The following is a 16,305-nucleotide window of genomic DNA, read 5'->3' on the forward strand; positions in this document are numbered from 1 at the left end:
CCGCCGATCCTGGCACAGCGGGGCGTCCCTCGCCCGAATGTGGTCATAGTGGTCGCATGGGGTATTCGCGCGCCGAGTTGGAGTCGTTCCGGGATGCCACGATCCCCGACCTCACGGGGCCGGGACTGCGGCTGCTGTTCGTCGGGATCAATCCGGGCCTGTGGACGGCGGCGACCGGGACGCCGTTCTCCCGCCCCGGCAACCGGTTCTGGCCCGCGCTGGTCGAGGCGGGGATCCTGCCGCGTCTGCCCGCCTACACCGGCCCCCTGGATGCCGCCGACCGCGCGATGATCTTCGCGGCGGGCGTGGGCGTGAGCAATCTCGTGGCCCGGGCGACGGCGCGCGCCGACGAGCTCGACCGTGACGAACTCCGTGCGGGAGCAAAGGCGCTGGAGGCGCGCGTGGCGGCGCTCTCGCCGCGCGCGGTCGCGGTCGTCGGGCTCACCGCCTACCGCCAGGGCTTCGACCGCGCCGCGGCCGTCGCCGGCCGGCAGGACGAGAGCATCGGGGGAGTGCCGACGTGGGTGCTGCCCAACCCCAGCGGGCTGAACGCCCACGACACCGTCGCGTCCCTGGCGCGGGCGTACGCGGCGCCCGCGCGGGCCGCGGGCATCCTCCCCGCGTGACGGTTCCTCCCCAGGGGAGAACGCCGGCGACGTGTCCGGGCCCGCGGGTAGGGTGACGGCGGCGGAAGGAGACGCGCATGATCGTGGAGTTCGAGGGAGAAGTCTTCCGGTGGGCGGCGCGGCTCGACAGCGACTGGTACTTCGCCGCGCTGCCGCTCGACCTCAGCGAGGCCGTGCGCGAGACCCAGACGTACCGGCGCGGATTCGGCGGCGTCCGGGTCGAGGCCACCATCGGCACGTCGACCTGGCGGACCTCGGTGTTCCCGCAGTCCGACGGCGCGTACGTCCTGCCGCTCAAGCGCGCGGTCCGCGACCGCGAGGGCATCGAGCCCGACGCGATCGTCCTGGTCCGGCTGTCCGTCCTCGACGCGTGACCCCGTGCTCGGGGTCGCTCTCGCGGTCTTCGCGGCGATCTCCGTCGCTCTCGCGGTCGTCGACGTCCGTCGTCATCGACTGCCCCATGCGCTCGTCCTGCCCGGCCTCGCGCTCGGTCTGACGCTGCTGACGTCGGCGGCGTTCGTCGCCGGCGAGGCCGACCGCGCGCCGGGGGTGTGGGGCGGAGCGGCATCCGCGTTCCTCCTCGGCCTCGCGCTCCATCTCGCCCGGCCCGGCGACTTCGGCGGCGGAGACGCGACACTGGCGGCGCTCGTCGGCGCGCACCTCGGCTGGTTCGGCGCGGAGGCCGTCGGGGCGGGGCTCGTGCTCGGGTTCGCGTGCGGGGGAGCCGCCGCCGCGGGCGCACTGCTCGCCGGCGCACGGCGCGCCGAGATCGCGTTCGGTCCGCCGCTGCTGCTCGGGACGTGGTGGGTGCTGCTGGGCGAGGTGACCTGAGCCCGTGCCCGGCCCCTGCCTTTCCGCGATCCTCGACCCCCGGTCAACCCCGCACCGCGAATCCGCGGAGCCCGCATAGCCTGGGGAGATGGCTGACCTCCTTCGTCGTGTCACCGCGTGGGCGCTGCAGCGGCGTCTCGTCCGCGCCTACCTCGTCTACTCGGGGCGGCGCGGACCGATGCTCGCCGACAGCGTGACCTACCGCACCCTCTTCAGCGTGTTCGCCGGCGTGTTCATCGGATTCTCGTTCGCGGCTCTGTGGCTCGCGGGCAATCCCGACGGCCTCGCCGCCCTGGTGCGGTCGGTCGACAGTGTCATTCCCGGCCTCGTCGGCCCCGGCGGTCTCATCGACGTCGACAAGATCGAGGCCCCCGCCGGCTTCACGGTCGCCGGGATCCTCGGATCCATCGGTCTGCTCGGCGCGGCCATCGGCGCCGTCGGGTCGCTCCGCTCGGCCCTGCGGCAGATCGCCGACGTCACCACCGAGGACACGCTGATCGTCTGGGTGCTGCTGCGCAACCTCGCACTCGCGATCGGGATCGGCGTGGCGCTCGCCGCGGCCGCGGCCGTGACGTTCCTCGCCACCGCGGGCCTCACGGTGGTGCGCGACTGGCTCGGCATCTCGGCGGACTCGTGGATCTCCGGCATCCTGACCTGGCTCATCTCCACCGTGGTCGTGCTCGCCCTCGACACGGCGGTCGTCGCGGTGGCGTTCGCTGTGCTGTCGGGCCTTCGGGTGCGGCGTGCGACGCTGCTCCGCGGCGCGCTGCTCGGCGGCATCGGGCTCGTCGCGCTGCAGCAGCTGTCGGGACTCTTCGTCGGAGGCGCCGGCAGCAATCCGCTCCTGGTGACCTTCGCGGCCCTCATCGCACTGCTGCTGTGGCTGAACCTCTCCAGCCAGGTGATCCTGCTGGCCGGCGCGTACGTGACCGTGGGGCACGAAGAGGACGAGGACCGGGTGCGCGCGAAGTATGCCGCGACGACGCTCGTGCAGTTCCGCGTCCAACGCGCCGAGCGGGCCGTGCAGGCGGCCGTCGGCGAACTGGATGCCGCCCGCGAGGCGGACGCGAAGGAGCGGGAGACGATCGCGAAGAGTACCGCTCGCGGGTGATCGGGCCGGACGCGTCTAGGGTGGCCACATGACCGAGCGCACCGTCGCGTACACCGCCGATGCGATCCGCGCGGCGGAGGCGCCTCTCCTCGCCGCCGGACGCCCGCTCATGCGCGAGGCGGCGCGGGCCCTGGCCGCCGTCGTCGCCGACGAACTCGCCCGCACACCCGGCCCGGTCCTCGTCCTGGCCGGGTCCGGTGACAACGGCGGCGACGCGCTCTTCGCCGCCGCGGATATCGCCCGCGCGGGCACCCGCGTCGACGTCGTGCTCACCCGGGACCGCGTGCATCGCGAGGCGCTCGACACGGCCCTCGCGGCGGGCGCTCGGCTGCGGGACGCGTCCGAGATCTGCGCGTCCGATCCCGACCACGTCCTGGTGCTCGACGGCATCCTCGGCATCGGGGCCTCCGCCGATCCGCGGCTGCGGGGCACCGCGCGCGCGGTCGTCGAGGCCCTGCTGCCGGCGGTGGTCGCGGGGCGGGTGCGGGTCGTGGCCGTGGACGTCCCCAGCGGACTCCACCCCGACTCGGGCGAAGCGGATGCCGCCGTCCTCCCCGCCGAGACCACGGTGACGTTCGGCGCGGTCAAGGCGGGTCTGCTCCGCGGGTACGGCCCCCGCCTCTCCGGCCGCCTCGTGCTGGTCGACCTCGGACTCGAGCCGCAGCTGCGGCGCGTGCACCCCGCGATCACGGCGGCCGTGCCGGTCGTGCGGCGCTCCTCGCCCGAGCGGGCCTAGCGCCGCGCGACGTGGGGCGGTCGGGCCGGCCGCTTCCCGCCGGGGCGCCGTTCAGCGCGCGTAGCGCTCCACGAACGTGCGGAGGATCCGTCCGGTGGCCGTCACCGGGGAGCGCCGGACGGCGGCGAGGGTGAGGTCGAGTTCGTCCGCCGCGAAGTACCCGTACGACGCGTACGCGTGGATGCGCGTGACGATGCCGTCCAGATCGAGCTCGGGGTGGAACTGCGTGGCGTAGACGTTCTCTCCGACGCGGAACATCTGGACGGGGCACGTGGGGGAGGAGGCGAGGAGCGTCGCCGTGGCCGGTAGGGCCGAGATCGCCTCCTTGTGTCCGACGAAGGCGGGGAAGGTCGGGGGGAGGCCGGCGAGGAGCGGATCGGTGCGCCCGGCTTCGGTCAGCGACACGTCCACGACGCTGATCGGCTCCGAGTGGACGCCGTCGATCGGCGCGCCCAGGTGGGTGCCGAGGGTACCGACGCCGTAGCAGGCGCCCAGGAACGGCGCGTCGCGGGCGACGACCTCGTCGACGAGCGCCGCCATCTCGGCTTCGACCCGCCGCTGCACCGCGGACTTCTCGTCCCACGGGTCGGAGGCGTTGAACGGGCTTCCGCCCACCAGGATGCCCGCGACGTCGTCGAGGTCGAACTCGGGCAGGGGCTCGCGCTCGAGCCGGACGCGCCGCAACCGCTCGGGCGGGAGGCCGGTGAAACGGAGGAAGAGCGCGTACTCCTCGTCGGCGGGGACGTCCTGCGCGCGGGTCGCGAGGAGCACGAAGGGCTTGTCGCCGGGGAGGTCCGCGCTCGTCACCCGAGCGAGTCTAGGGGAGGGGTGTCAAGGCGCGGGCCGCGGCGAAGGGGCCGGTCTACGCTGGGGCCATGGCTATTGCACGACTGACCGGAGGCCCGCTCGACGGGCAGGTGATCCCGCTCGAGAACGAGTCCGACGACTCGCTGATCCTTCCCTACAGCGAAGGGCAGCTCGTCTACCGCCGGGACGGCGGCCTCGAGCACACCGGCGATTCCGACGGACCCACGCAGGCCGTCTTCGCCTACGTCGAAGAGACCGAGGACATCAACCCGGACGCCGACGGACGCGACGATTGAGCAAGAGCGCGCCGGGTTCGTCGTCGGTCGAGATCGAGTCGAAGTACGACGTCGACACCGACACGCCCCTCCCGGACTGGTCGGGGGTTCCCGGCGTCGCCCGCGTGGGTGAGGCCGAGCCGCGCGACCTCGACGCGCGGTACGTCGACACCGCCGGAGCCGACCTGGCGCGCAACGGCGTCGCCGTGCGCCGTCGGCAGGGCGGCCCCGACGAGGGGTGGCACATCAAGGCCCCCGCCGAGGGCGGTCGCTCCGAGACGCAGTGGCCGCTCGGCGACCTCGGCGATCCCGACGCCGATCCGGTCGTACCCGACGAGATCCAGGATGCCGTGGCGGCGTGGGCGCGAGGACCGTTCCTGCCGCTCGCCCGCGTCCGCAACCACCGCACCGCCTACGCCCTGCTCGACGCCGAGGGCGGGGTCGTCGCGGAGTTCGTCGACGACCGCGTCCGCGCCCGGGACGAACGCCGCGGCGTGGAGTCCGCCTGGCGGGAGTGGGAGGTCGAGCTCGGCCCCGCCGGTCCCGCAGACCAGGCGGGTCGCGCGGCGCTGTTCACGGCGGTGGATGCCGCCGTCTTCGCCGCCGGCGGCCGGCCCGCGGCATCCGGGTCGAAGCTGGCCCGCGCACTCGGCCACTGACCGCTCGAGAACGACGAAAGCCCGCCCGGCGAACCGGGCGGGCTTTCGTCGTTCTGAGGATCAGAGGTTGATCATGTGGCCGACGAGGCCGTGGAAGGCCTCCTGCAGGCCCTCCGAGAGCGTCGGGTGCGTGTGGACGTTGCGGGCCGCCTCGAGGGCGGTGAGGTCCCACTTCTGCGCCAGCGTCAGCTCGGGCAGGAGCTCGGACACGTCGGGGCCGATGAGGTGGCCGCCGATGAGTTCGAGCGTCTCGGCGTCGGCGACGAGCTTGACGAAGCCGACGGGCTCGCCGAGGCCGTTCGCCTTGCCGTTGGCCGAGAAGGGGAACTTCGCGACCTTGATGTCGTGACCGGCGTCGCGGGCCTGCTGCTCCGTGAGGCCGAAGGAGGCGACCTGCGGGTTGCAGAAGGTGGCGCGGGGCATGTTGCGGTAGTCCCCGAGGGTCTGCGTCTCGGCGCCCGCGATGGTCTCGGCCGCGACCACGCCCTGCGCCTCGGCGACGTGCGCGAGCTGCAGCTTGGCGGTGACGTCGCCGATCGCGTAGATGTGCGGGACGTTCGTGCGCATGTGGTCGTCGATGTCGATCGCGCCGCGCTCGGTGAGCTTCACGCCCGTGTTCTCCAGACCGAACCCGTCGACCTTGGGGGCGAAGCCGATCGACATGAGCACGCGGTCGGTGTCGATGGAGCCCTGCGCACCGTCCTTGCCGGTGTACGTGACGGTGACCTTGTCGCCGTGGTCGGTGACCGACTCGACCTTCGTGGAGGTGAGGATGTCGACGCCGTAGCCCTTGTACTGCTTCTGGATCTCCTTGGAGACCTCGGCGTCCTCGTTCGGGAGGGCACGGTCGAGGAACTCGATGATCGTGACCTTCACGCCGTAGTTCGTCAGGACGTACGCGAACTCCATGCCGATCGCGCCGGCGCCGACGATGACGATCGAGCCGGGGAGGTCGCGGGTGAGGATCTGCTCCTCGTAGGTCACGACGTTCTCGGAGAGGGTCACACCGGGGAGGAGGCGCACCGTGGAGCCGGTGCCGATGATGACGTTGTCGAAGGTGACCTGCTCCTTCGAGCCGTCCGCCTTGGTCACATCCAGCGTGTGCGCGTCGACGAAGTGTCCGCGGCCCTCGTATTCGGTGACCTTGTTCTTCTTCATCAGGTAGTGGATGCCCTTGACGTGGCCGGCCGCGACCGAGCGCGAGCGGTCGAAGGCCTTGCCGAAGTCGAAGTGCACGTCGCCGGAGATGCCGAACAGGTCGGCCTTCGCGTGGAACGTGTGGGCGAGGTCGGCGTTGCGCAGCAGCGCCTTGGAGGGGATGCAGCCGACGTTGAGGCACACACCGCCCCAGTACTTCTCTTCGATGACCGCGACCGACAGCCCCAGCTGCGCGCCGCGCACGGCTGCGACGTACCCGCCGGGACCCGCACCAAGAATGACCAGATCGTAATGAGGCATGCTCTCAGCCTATCGTCCGGCGGTCCCCGCGGAGCCGCTTCCCGTGGAGCCTCGGCGGCCACGGACGACGAACAGCCAGACCACGAGTCCCACGACGACGAGGAGGGCCACGGCCAGCAGGATCCACGGCAGGGGAGAGGCCTCCGAGGCGTTCTCGGTCGGGGCGCTCGTGGCCGTCACCGTGACCGTGGGCTCGGGCGTCGGCGTCGCCGACGGGGTCGCGGTGGGGGTGGCCGTCGGGGTCGGGGTCGGGGCGGCCGGCACGGTGAACGAGAAGGTCCCGTCGATGGGGTGGCCGTCGCTGGAGACGACGCGCCACACGACGGTCACGGCGCCGGACGCCGTTCCCGCCAGACCCTGGGTGACGACCGTGCCCGACACCGTCGGCGCCCCGTCGGTGAGAGAGGTGCCGGCGGCATCCGTCACCTGGATCACAGTCGCGCCCTCGGAATCGAGGATGTCGGCGCTGTAGCTCAGGGTGATCTGCGCCGGCAGGGCGTCCAGCACCGCGTCCGCGGACGGATCGGAGGACACCAGTTCGTCGTGCGCGAAGGCCGGGGATGCCGGGACGAGAAGCGCCGCGAGCGCGACGGCGGCCGCGGCGAGGACGGCGGGCAGAGTGCGCCGACGCGGCGCGGAGGTCGTGGTCACGCCCCCGACCCTAGCGAGATCGTCCGGGCGAGACCTGACAACGGGCGTCGCCGACGGATGACGCGCGGGGTGACCTGGACTCGACAGGGCCGACCCGGGGTGGATAGGTTCGAGTGTCCCCCGTCGCACCGAGCCGCTACCCGAAAGCGGTCCGCACCGTCGACGTGGGAAGAACACATACATTCCATGGCCTGTGCGAGGGTCGAACGGCCACTCCGGCTCGGAGTCGGTCGACTATGGTGGAAATGAAGGAGAAGCCGTGGACGAGACCCGCAGATTCGAGCGCGACGACATCCGCCGCGCCGCGGACGCCTCCGCGTCCGACCGCTCGAACGACACGACGCAGACGTTCGGTCACGATGCCGACCTGTCGTTCGTCCCCTTCGGCGCCGACCTCAACGAGGCCGAGCTCGAGGCCATCGAGGCGCTGCCCTCGGGTGCCGCGCTCCTGATCGTCCGCTCCGGTCCCACGACGGGTGCGCGCTACCTGCTCGACACCGATGTGACGACCGTGGGTCGCCATCCCGAGGCCGACATCTTCTTCGACGACGTCACCGTCTCGCGTCGTCACGCCGAGATCACCCGGGCGGGATCCGCCTTCGAGATCGTCGACCAGCGCTCGCTCAACGGCAGCTACGTCAACGGGGAGCGCGTCGACCGCTCCGCGCTGGTGAACGGCGCCGAGGTGCGCATCGGCAAGTTCCGTCTGAACTTCTTCGGTTCGCCCGTCGACCTCCCGTCGGCAGAGCACTGATGGCGGCAGCCCCCGCCCGCGGTCGGACGGCGGCCTCGGGGCTGTTGAGCATCGGACAGGTCCTCGCGCGGCTCACCCCCGAGTTCCCCGCGCTGTCCTCCAGCAAACTGCGGTTCCTCGAAGTGCAGGGGATCGTCTCCCCGACGCGCACCGACTCCGGCTACCGCAAATTCTCGCCGGCCGACCTCGAGCGCCTGCGTCTCGCGCTCACGCTGCAGCGCGACCACTATCTTCCGCTCGCCGTCATCCGCGAGTACCTCGCCGACGTCGACGCGGGCCGCAACCCCGCACCCCCGACCGCGATCGCGTCGATGACGAACGCCCCGCGACGCTATCGCCGCGACGAGCTGCTCTCGGCCGCGGGGGCTGCGCCCCAGCTCCTGAACGACGCCATCAGCACCGGCGTGATCACCGGGGCCGAGACCTATCCCGAGCAGACCGTGTCGCTGCTGCGTACGCTCGTCGCCCTCGACCGGCACGGCATCGAGCCGCGCCACGTCCGCTCGCTCCGGCAGAGTGCCGAGCGCGAGGCGGCGCTCGTCGAATCCGCCCTCTCCGCGTTGCTGCGGCGACCGGATGCGGCATCCCGCGCGCGCGCGAGCGAGCTCGCGCCCGAGCTGGCGGCGCGTCTGGACGAGGTCCGGACCCTGTTCGTGCGCGAAGCGATCGACCGGATCCTGTCCTGATCGCGACACGCCGACCTCCGCGCGTCGGATGTCGTTGCCGGGGGACCCTGGCTGATCTAGCGTGGAAGCAACGAGCCGATGAGGAGGAACGCGAGCATGAACGCTGGCGACGCACTCGGTGAACCACGGTTCGCCACCGATCTCCTCTTCACCGACGGTCTTCCCGAGATGGACGACGACACGGGCTACCGCGGCGCGGTGGCTGCCCGGGCCGCCGGCATCACCTACCGCCAGCTCGACTACTGGGCCCGCACCGAACTCGTGGTCCCGACCGTCCGCGGAGCGAGCGGTTCCGGCTCGCAGCGGCTGTACGGTTTCCGCGACATCCTCGTCCTGAAGCTCGTCAAGCGTCTGCTCGACACGGGCATCTCGCTGCAGCAGATCCGCACCGCGGTCGATCAGCTCCGCGCGGCCGGCATCCGCGATCTCGCGGGCACGACGCTGATGAGCGACGGCGCGTCGGTCTACCTCTGCACGTCGAACGACGAGGTCATCGACCTCGTGAGCCGTGGCCAGGGCGTCTTCGGCATCGCCGTCGGCAAGGTGCTGCGCGAGGTCGAGTCGACGCTCGTCGACTTCGAGAAGGCGCAGCCCGACACCGTCGACGAACTCGCAGCCCGTCGCGCCGCCCGCACCGCCTGACAGCCCCCCTTACGAAAGATCTCCGGATGCCTCGGCATCCGGGGGTCTTTCGTTTCCTCAGGCTTGACCCCTCACGCGCGCGGCGCTACGCCTGCGGAGCGTCGGACGCCACGGGGATGCGGCCGGTGCGGACGATGCGGTCCAGCAGGGCGTCGAAGTCGGCGGCCAGCTCCTGCGCGGAGTCGCCGGGCCAGACGTGCAGCGGCTTGGCCGCTCCCTGCGCCTGCTGCAGCGACGTGCGCTCGGGAAGCTGCGGGTTCAGCACGAGCGGCCCGAACATGTCGCGCAGCTCCTTGATGCGGAACTGGTGCTCGATCGACTGCGGACGCACGCGGTTGACCACGACGCCGAGCGGCTGGAGGCGCGGGGAGAGGCCGCGACGGATCTCCTCGATGGCGCGCAGGGCGCGGTCGGCGGCGGCGACCGAGAAGAGGCCCGGCTCGGTCACGACGATGACGCGATCGCTGGCAGCCCACGCCGTGCGGGTCAGCGCGTTCAGCGACGGCGCGCAGTCGATCAGCACGAGGTCGTACTCGGACTCGATCGTCGCGAGGGCCTCCTCGAGCTTCCAGACGTCGCGCACGCTCGGGTGCGGACCGTCGAAGTTGATGGCGGACGGGCTGCCGATGAGCACGTCGATCGTGCCGGGGTGGACCTTCGCCCATCCGCTGGAGGTGATCGCCTGACGGACGACCTTCTCCTTGGGGTTGGCCAGGACGTCGGCGATGTTCAGCCGGCCGGCGACCTGGATGTCCATACCGGTGGACACATCGGACTGCGGGTCGAGGTCGACGACGAGAGTGCGAACGCCACGTGCGAAGGCGGCGGAGGCCAGCCCGAGCGTCACGGTCGTCTTGCCGACCCCGCCTTTCAATGAGCTGACGGAGAGTACGTGCACGAGCGTCTACGTTACCTTCCCCTAGGCTGTGAGCACATTCAGCTCCGCCGCATTGACGTGAGGGTGTGCATGTTCTCGAAAATCCTGGTCGCCAATCGCGGAGAGATCGCCATCCGCGCGTTCCGCGCCGCCTACGAGGTGGGAGCCCGCACCGTCGCGGTCTACCCCTACGAGGATCGCGCGTCGCTGCACCGACTGAAAGCCGACGAGGCGTACCAGATCGGGGAGCGCGGGCACCCGGTGCGCGCCTATCTCGACGTCGATGAGATCATCCGCGTCGCCCGCGAGTGCGGGGCGGATGCCATCTACCCCGGCTACGGATTCCTGTCGGAGAACCCCGAGCTGGCCGAGAAGGCTGCCGCGCACGGCATCACCTTCATCGGCCCGCCGGCCGACGTGCTCTCGATGGCCGGCAACAAGGTGACGGCGAAGGAGCACGCCGTCGCCGCCGAAGTGCCGGTGCTGCGCTCGACGCCGGCCTCCGACGACGTGGACGCGCTCGTCGCCCAGGCGGACGAGATCGGGTTCCCGCTGTTCGCGAAGGCCGTGGCCGGCGGCGGCGGGCGCGGCATGCGCCGCGTGGAGTCCCTCGGCGAACTCGCTCCGGCCCTGGCCGAGGCGATGCGCGAGGCGCAGAGCGCGTTCGGCGACCCGCGGATGTTCCTCGAGCAGGCCGTGCAGCGTCCGCGTCACGTCGAGGTGCAGATCTTGGCGGATGCCACGGGCGAGACGGTCCATCTCTTCGAGCGGGACTGCTCGGTGCAGCGCCGTCACCAGAAGGTGATCGAGATCGCGCCGGCCCCGAACCTCGACGACACCGTGCGCGCAGACCTGCACCGGTACGCCGTCGCGTTCGCGCGCTCGATCGGCTACCAGAACGCCGGCACCGTGGAGTTCCTGCTCGAGACGGCGGGACCCCGGGCGGGCGAGGTCGTCTTCATCGAGATGAACCCGCGCATCCAGGTCGAGCACACCGTGACCGAGGAGGTCACGGACGTGGATCTCGTCCAGTCGCAGATGCGCATCGCCGCGGGGCAGACGCTCGCCGACCTCCAGCTCACGCAGGACCAGATCCGCCTCCGTGGTGCCGCGCTGCAGTGCCGCATCACGACGGAGGACCCGACGCAGGGCTTCCGTCCCGACACGGGCAAGATCACGACCTACCGCTCGCCGGGCGGCGCCGGTGTGCGCCTGGACGGCGGCACCACCGCGGCGGGGTCGCAGATCAGCCCCCACTTCGACTCCATGCTGTCCAAGCTCACGTGCCGCGGACGCGACTTCCCGGCCGCGGTCGCCCGCGCCCGTCGCGCGCTCGCGGAGTTCCGCATCCGCGGCGTCTCGACGAACATCCCGTTCCTGCAGGCGGTGCTGGACGACCCCGCATTCGTCGCTGGCGACCTGAGCACGTCCTTCATCGACGAGCGCCCCGAGCTGCTCCGCGGCCGCGAATCGAAGGACCGCGGCACGAAGGTGCTGTCGTGGCTCGTCGACACCACGGTCAACCGTCCCAACGGCGACAACCCGCTCTCCGTCGAGCCGGGCAGCAAGCTCCCCGTCATCGATCTCGCCGCCCCGGCTCCCGCCGGCTCGCGTCAGCGCCTCCAGGAGCTGGGTCCCGCGGGCTTCGCGCGGGCGCTGCGCGAGCAGACCGCCCTCGCCGTCACCGAGACGACGTTCCGCGACGCGCACCAGTCGCTCCTCGCGACGCGCGTGCGCACGCGCGACCTCGCGCGGGTCGCCCCCTACGTGGCCCGGCTCACCCCGCAGCTGCTGTCCGTGGAGGCGTGGGGTGGGGCGACCTACGACGTCGCCCTCCGTTTCCTCGGCGAAGACCCGTGGGAACGTCTCGACGTGCTCCGTCAGGCTCTGCCGAACGTGGCCATCCAGATGCTCCTGCGCGGACGCAACACCGTCGGCTACACCCCGTACCCGACGGAGGTGACGGACGCGTTCGTCGCCGAGGCCGCGGCATCCGGGATCGACATCTTCCGGATCTTCGACGCGCTCAACGACGTCTCGCAGATGCGTCCCGCAATCGACGCGGTCCTGGCCACCGGCACCGCCGTCACCGAGGTCGCCGTCTGCTACACCGGCGACCTGCTCGACCCGGGCGAAGACCTCTACACGCTCGACTACTACCTGCGCCTGGCCGAGCAGATCGTCGAGGCGGGTGCGCACATCCTCGCGGTCAAGGACATGGCGGGTCTCCTGCGTCCTGCGGCGGCGGCCCGCCTGGTGACGGCTCTGCGCGAGCGGTTCGACGTGCCCGTGCACGTCCACACGCACGACACCGCCGGCGGTCAGCTCGCGACCCTGCTGGCCGCCTCGGCGGCGGGGGCGGATGCCGTGGACGCCGCGGCCGCGCCCATGTCGGGCACCACGAGTCAGCCGTCCCTGTCGGCTCTCGTCGCCGCTCTCGCGCACACCGAGCGCGACACCGGTCTCGATCTCGCCGCGGTGTCCGACCTCGAGCCGTACTGGGAGGCGGTGCGCCACCTGTACCGCCCGTTCGAATCGGGTCTGCCCGGCCCCACCGGTCGCGTGTACCACCACGAGATCCCGGGCGGGCAGCTCTCGAACCTTCGGCAGCAGGCCATCGCGCTCGGTCTCGCCGACGACTTCGAGCTCATCGAGGACATGTACGCGGCGGCGAACCGCATCCTCGGTCGCGTCCCGAAGGTCACCCCCTCGTCCAAGGTCGTGGGCGACCTCGCGCTTCACCTGGCCGCGGTGAAGGCCGACCCGGACGACTTCGAGCGCAACCCGGAGAAGTACGACGTCCCCGATTCGGTGGTGTCGTTCATGGCGGGCGAGCTGGGCGACCTTCCCGGCGGCTGGCCCGAGCCATTCCGCTCGAAGGTGCTCGCCGGTCGCGACGTGAAGCCCGGTGTCACACCGCTCACGCCCGAGGACACCGCGGCCCTCGCCGGCGACGCGGCGACGCGACGCGCCCGCCTGAACGCGCTGCTGTTCCCCGCTCCGACCCGCACGTTCCTCGAGACGCGGGCGGCGTACGGCGACCTCAGCGTGCTCGACACGGCCGACTACCTCTACGGCCTCCGTGCCGGCGAGGAGCACACGGTCGAGATCGAGCGCGGCGTGCAGTTGTTCGTCGGTCTCGAAGCCATCGGCGACGCGGACGACAAGGGCATGCGCACCGTCATGACCACCCTGAACGGCCAGCTGCGGCCGGTGTTCGTGCGGGACCGCTCGATCGACGTGCAGGCGCGCCAGGCCGAGAAGGCCGACACGTCCAAGCCCGGCCAGGTGGCCGCCCCGTTCTCCGGTGTGGTCACCCTGAAGGCCGCCGCGGGCGACCGTGTCGCCGCCGGGCAGGCGGTCGCCTCGATCGAGGCCATGAAGATGGAGGCGGCGATCACGAGCCCGGTCGACGGCGTCGTCGAGCGACTCACGGTCGCGCCCACGCAGCAGGTGGAAGCGGGCGACCTTTTGCTCGTCGTCCGTCCCTCGCAGTAGCCTGAAAGGGGGCGCTGTTCGCGCCCTCTTTTTCTTTGGAGACGGCAGTGACCCCCGACCGCACCGACGAGACCCCCGACGACGGCGCCGAACACGGTGTCCTCGACGACAGCGGAAACCTCGACACCACCAGCATCAGCATCCTCGGCGAGCACATCGCACAGGTCAACGTCGACCTCCCGGTGTCCGACGACGACGACGTCGACGACGACGTCGTCGAGGACGAGATGCCGGTCATCGACCCCGAGTCCCGCGCCTTCGAGGTCGTCGGCATCGTGCATGTGCCCGACGCCGACGAGCTCCCGCTTCTCACGCACGTTCCCGACCCCGAGGTCGCCGCCCCCGCAGATGACTCGGAGCTCGGGGAACCGCCGACCGGCGACATCGTCCTCGAGCCGCACGAGGGCCCCGCGGACGACGCCGAGGTCCACGAGGCCGAGATCGTCCACGATGACGACGTCGCAGCCGAGGACGAAGCCTCGGTCGAGCCTCTCCCCGTGCGCGCGGAGGCGGATGCCGAGGCCGAGGACGCCTCGGGCGTCACGCCGGCGGAGGAGGATGCCGTCGAGGTGCTCTCCGCGGACGGAGTCGACGACGACCTCGACGCCGCCGAAGAGGAGCCGATCGCCGCCGAGCCGGAGCCCGCCGTCGCGGACGCGGACGACGCCCCGGAGGTCGCCGCCGTCGACGAACCCCATGACCTCGCGGAGGCCGACGACGCCGGAGAGGCGATCGAATCGCCGACCGCGCGCGAGACGGACGCGGGGCGCGAGCAGCAGGCCGAGACCCGTGACGACGAGCCCGGCGCCTCCGTCGTCGCGGAGCCCGCGACCGAGCCGGAGCCGGCCGCCGAGCCCGTCGCGCTGCACGAGCCGGAGTCGGCGGTGGAGCACGAGAGCGCCCTCGCCTCGGAGCCGGTCACCGCGGAGCCCGAGCCCGAGCCCGTCGCCGTCGATTCGGAGGCCGCTTCCCCGGCCGCCACCGACGAGGGAGTCGCCTCCGCGCCGTCCACCGGGCCCGTGCCCCGTACCCGCGCCGAACTGGCCGCCACGGGAGTGATCGGCACCGTTCCCCTCACGCGTCGAGAGGTGCACCAGGCCGACGAGGCCGCGCGCGTCGGCCGCGTCCACGCCACCGAGCGAGTGCGCACGCCGGGTGCCGACGTCACGCTGGCCTCCAAGCGCCTCGGCGAGATCGACGACACGCGCGAGAGCCCCGACCTCCTCACTGCCGACCGTCTCCTCGACCCGCGCCAGATCGCCCGGCCCGAGCCCGAGGGGCTGTGGCAGCAGCTGGTGTACTCGGTGTCGCGCCACCGCATCAACCTCGGTGACGGCCGTCGCGCCCGTGCCCGCAAGGACCTCGACCGTCGGATCGGCGCGCCGCTGGCGGGCGAGGCCCGTTTCGTCCCGGTCCTGTCGCGCAAGGGCGGCGTGGGGAAGACCACGGTCACCTCGCTCCTGGGCATGGCCCTCGCCGACGCGCGCGACGACCGTGTGATCGCCGTGGACGCCAACCCCGACCGCGGTACCCTCGCCGACCGTGTCGGCCGCGCCAACGGCCGTACCGTACGTGATCTCGTGCGCGCCCACGACGAGGTCGAGGGCTACAGCGACGTGTCGTCGATCGTCGCCCGCGACTCGACGCGTCTGGACGTCCTGGCATCCGATTCCGATCCCCGCGTCTCCGAGGCGTTCAGCGACGAGGACTACCGCCGGGTCGCCGACGTCGCCGCTCACTACTACTCGATCGTGCTCACGGACACCGGCACGGGAATCGTCCACTCCGTCATGGAGGCGACGCTCGAACTCGCCGACTCGCTGGTCGTGGTGGCAGGGTTGTCCGTCGACGAGGCCCGCCTCGCCTCCGAGACGCTCACCTGGCTGGAGACCAACGGGTACGCCGAGCGCGTGCGCGGCGCCGTCGTCGTGCTCAACAACGCCCGACCGGGCGTCCCGCTCGTGCGCGAGAGCGAGCTCGAGGCGCACTTCCGCAGCCGCGTGCGCGCCGTCATCCGGATGCCGTACGACAGCCATGTCGCCGCCGGGAGCGCGATCGCCTTCCGCGATCTGCAGCCGGCGACGCGGCAGGCCGCGCGCGAACTCGCCGCTGCCGTGGTGGAGGGACTCCGGACCCCGGCGGCCGTGGCATGACCGTCCGTCCCATCCGTCTCTTCGGCGACCCCGTCCTGCGCGCGCCCAGTGCGCCGATCGAGACGATCGACGACGGCATCCGGGCCCTCGTCCGCGACCTGGTCGACACGGTCGAGCCTCCGGGGCGCGCCGGTGTCGCCGCCCCGCAGATCGGTGTCGGCCTCCGGGCGTTCAGCTACAACATCGACGGCGACATCGGCTACGTGCTGAACCCCGTCCTCGTCGAGACGCGCGGCGAGCCGGAGCTGGTGGGGGAGGGATGCCTCTCCGTCCCCGGCATCTGGCACGAAGCCCTGCGCTACCCGTGGGCGAAGGTCGTCGGCATCGACCTCGACGGTGACGAGGTCGTGCTCGAGGGCGAGGGTCTCCTCGCTCAAGCGTTGCAGCACGAAACCGACCACCTGGACGGCAAGCTCTACCTTTCGCGCCTGCCGGCCGAGAGCCGGCGGGAAGCGATGCGGCAGATCCGCGAGAGCGACTGGTTCTGACGCGTCTCCCCGACAACGGAACGGCCCGGCTCCTGTGAGGAGCCGGGCCGTTC

Annotated in this window: 17 protein-coding genes; 13 read left to right on the plus strand and 4 right to left on the minus strand. The window is 71.9% G+C overall.

Features of this window, described 5'->3' with window-relative positions:
- Positions 1-56 precede the first annotated feature (56 nt).
- The 5 genes from P8R59_RS12870 (at position 57) to P8R59_RS12890 (ending at position 3,304) form a co-directional block, all read left to right on the plus strand.
- Positions 57-626 (plus strand): mismatch-specific DNA-glycosylase, encoded by a 570-nt coding sequence (locus P8R59_RS12870; RefSeq protein ID WP_278101393.1) that lies wholly within the window; start codon positions 57-59, stop codon positions 624-626.
- 77 nt (positions 627-703) lie between these two features.
- On the plus strand, positions 704-1,000 hold the full coding sequence (locus tag P8R59_RS12875) for a DUF1905 domain-containing protein (protein WP_278101394.1): 297 nt from the start codon (positions 704-706) through the stop codon (positions 998-1,000).
- Between the two features lie 4 nt (positions 1,001-1,004).
- A complete protein-coding gene (locus P8R59_RS12880; protein WP_278101395.1) occupies positions 1,005-1,457 on the plus strand; it encodes a prepilin peptidase in 453 nt (150 codons plus the stop codon).
- An 88-nt stretch (positions 1,458-1,545) separates the two neighbouring features.
- The gene (locus P8R59_RS12885; protein ID WP_278101396.1) at positions 1,546-2,568 is read left to right on the plus strand and encodes a YhjD/YihY/BrkB family envelope integrity protein; all 1,023 of its coding nucleotides are present in this window, start codon (positions 1,546-1,548) and stop codon (positions 2,566-2,568) included.
- A gap of 28 nt (positions 2,569-2,596) precedes the next feature.
- Positions 2,597-3,304, plus strand: coding sequence for an NAD(P)H-hydrate epimerase (locus P8R59_RS12890; RefSeq protein WP_278101397.1), 708 nt, complete (start codon positions 2,597-2,599; stop codon positions 3,302-3,304).
- Positions 3,305-3,355: 51 nt separating this feature from the next.
- On the opposite strand, the gene P8R59_RS12895 is transcribed toward P8R59_RS12890, so the two are convergent.
- A complete protein-coding gene (locus tag P8R59_RS12895; protein WP_278101398.1) occupies positions 3,356-4,111 on the minus strand; it encodes a glutamine amidotransferase in 756 nt (251 codons plus the stop codon).
- A 68-nt stretch (positions 4,112-4,179) separates the two neighbouring features.
- Between P8R59_RS12895 and P8R59_RS12900 the strand changes: the two genes are divergently transcribed.
- Positions 4,180-4,407: a response regulator gene (locus P8R59_RS12900; protein ID WP_077052528.1), complete on the plus strand. Its 228-nt coding sequence runs from the start codon at positions 4,180-4,182 to the stop codon at positions 4,405-4,407.
- Positions 4,404-5,045: a CYTH domain-containing protein gene (locus tag P8R59_RS12905; protein WP_278101399.1), complete on the plus strand. Its 642-nt coding sequence runs from the start codon at positions 4,404-4,406 to the stop codon at positions 5,043-5,045. Before P8R59_RS12900 ends, P8R59_RS12905 begins: the two co-directional genes overlap by 4 nt.
- A gap of 60 nt (positions 5,046-5,105) precedes the next feature.
- Here the strand turns inward: P8R59_RS12905 and lpdA are convergent, their stop codons facing one another.
- Entirely contained in the window at positions 5,106-6,503 is a 1,398-nt protein-coding gene (lpdA, locus tag P8R59_RS12910; protein ID WP_278101400.1) for a dihydrolipoyl dehydrogenase, read from the minus strand.
- Between the two features lie 9 nt (positions 6,504-6,512).
- Positions 6,513-7,154: a copper resistance CopC family protein gene (locus tag P8R59_RS12915; protein ID WP_278101401.1), complete on the minus strand. Its 642-nt coding sequence runs from the start codon at positions 7,152-7,154 to the stop codon at positions 6,513-6,515.
- Between the two features lie 259 nt (positions 7,155-7,413).
- On the opposite strand from P8R59_RS12915, the gene P8R59_RS12920 reads away from it, so the two are divergent.
- The 3 genes from P8R59_RS12920 (at position 7,414) to P8R59_RS12930 (ending at position 9,236) form a co-directional block, all read left to right on the plus strand.
- Entirely contained in the window at positions 7,414-7,908 is a 495-nt protein-coding gene (locus P8R59_RS12920; RefSeq protein WP_077049866.1) for an FHA domain-containing protein, read from the plus strand.
- The gene (gene ftsR / locus P8R59_RS12925) at positions 7,908-8,594 is read left to right on the plus strand and encodes a transcriptional regulator FtsR (protein WP_077049867.1); all 687 of its coding nucleotides are present in this window, start codon (positions 7,908-7,910) and stop codon (positions 8,592-8,594) included. Before P8R59_RS12920 ends, ftsR begins: the two co-directional genes overlap by 1 nt.
- A gap of 96 nt (positions 8,595-8,690) precedes the next feature.
- Entirely contained in the window at positions 8,691-9,236 is a 546-nt protein-coding gene (locus P8R59_RS12930) for a MerR family transcriptional regulator (RefSeq protein ID WP_278101402.1), read from the plus strand.
- Between the two features lie 85 nt (positions 9,237-9,321).
- Here the strand turns inward: P8R59_RS12930 and P8R59_RS12935 are convergent, their stop codons facing one another.
- Positions 9,322-10,134 (minus strand): ParA family protein, encoded by an 813-nt coding sequence (locus P8R59_RS12935; RefSeq protein ID WP_278101403.1) that lies wholly within the window; start codon positions 10,132-10,134, stop codon positions 9,322-9,324.
- A gap of 69 nt (positions 10,135-10,203) precedes the next feature.
- Between P8R59_RS12935 and P8R59_RS12940 the strand changes: the two genes are divergently transcribed.
- Genes P8R59_RS12940 through P8R59_RS12950 form a run of 3 tightly spaced genes read left to right on the plus strand, consistent with a single transcriptional unit; the run spans position 10,204 to position 16,252 of the window.
- Positions 10,204-13,611 (plus strand): pyruvate carboxylase, encoded by a 3,408-nt coding sequence (locus P8R59_RS12940; protein ID WP_278101404.1) that lies wholly within the window; start codon positions 10,204-10,206, stop codon positions 13,609-13,611.
- Positions 13,612-13,658: 47 nt separating this feature from the next.
- Positions 13,659-15,764, plus strand: a complete 2,106-nt coding sequence (locus P8R59_RS19230) for an AAA family ATPase (RefSeq protein ID WP_341210603.1) — start codon at positions 13,659-13,661, stop codon at positions 15,762-15,764.
- A complete protein-coding gene (locus P8R59_RS12950) occupies positions 15,761-16,252 on the plus strand; it encodes a peptide deformylase (RefSeq protein ID WP_278101405.1) in 492 nt (163 codons plus the stop codon). The genes P8R59_RS19230 and P8R59_RS12950 overlap by 4 nt, the downstream gene beginning before the upstream one ends.
- Positions 16,253-16,305 lie beyond the last annotated feature (53 nt).

This window comes from Microbacterium proteolyticum (assembly GCF_029639405.1).
Taxonomy (GTDB): domain Bacteria; phylum Actinomycetota; class Actinomycetes; order Actinomycetales; family Microbacteriaceae; genus Microbacterium.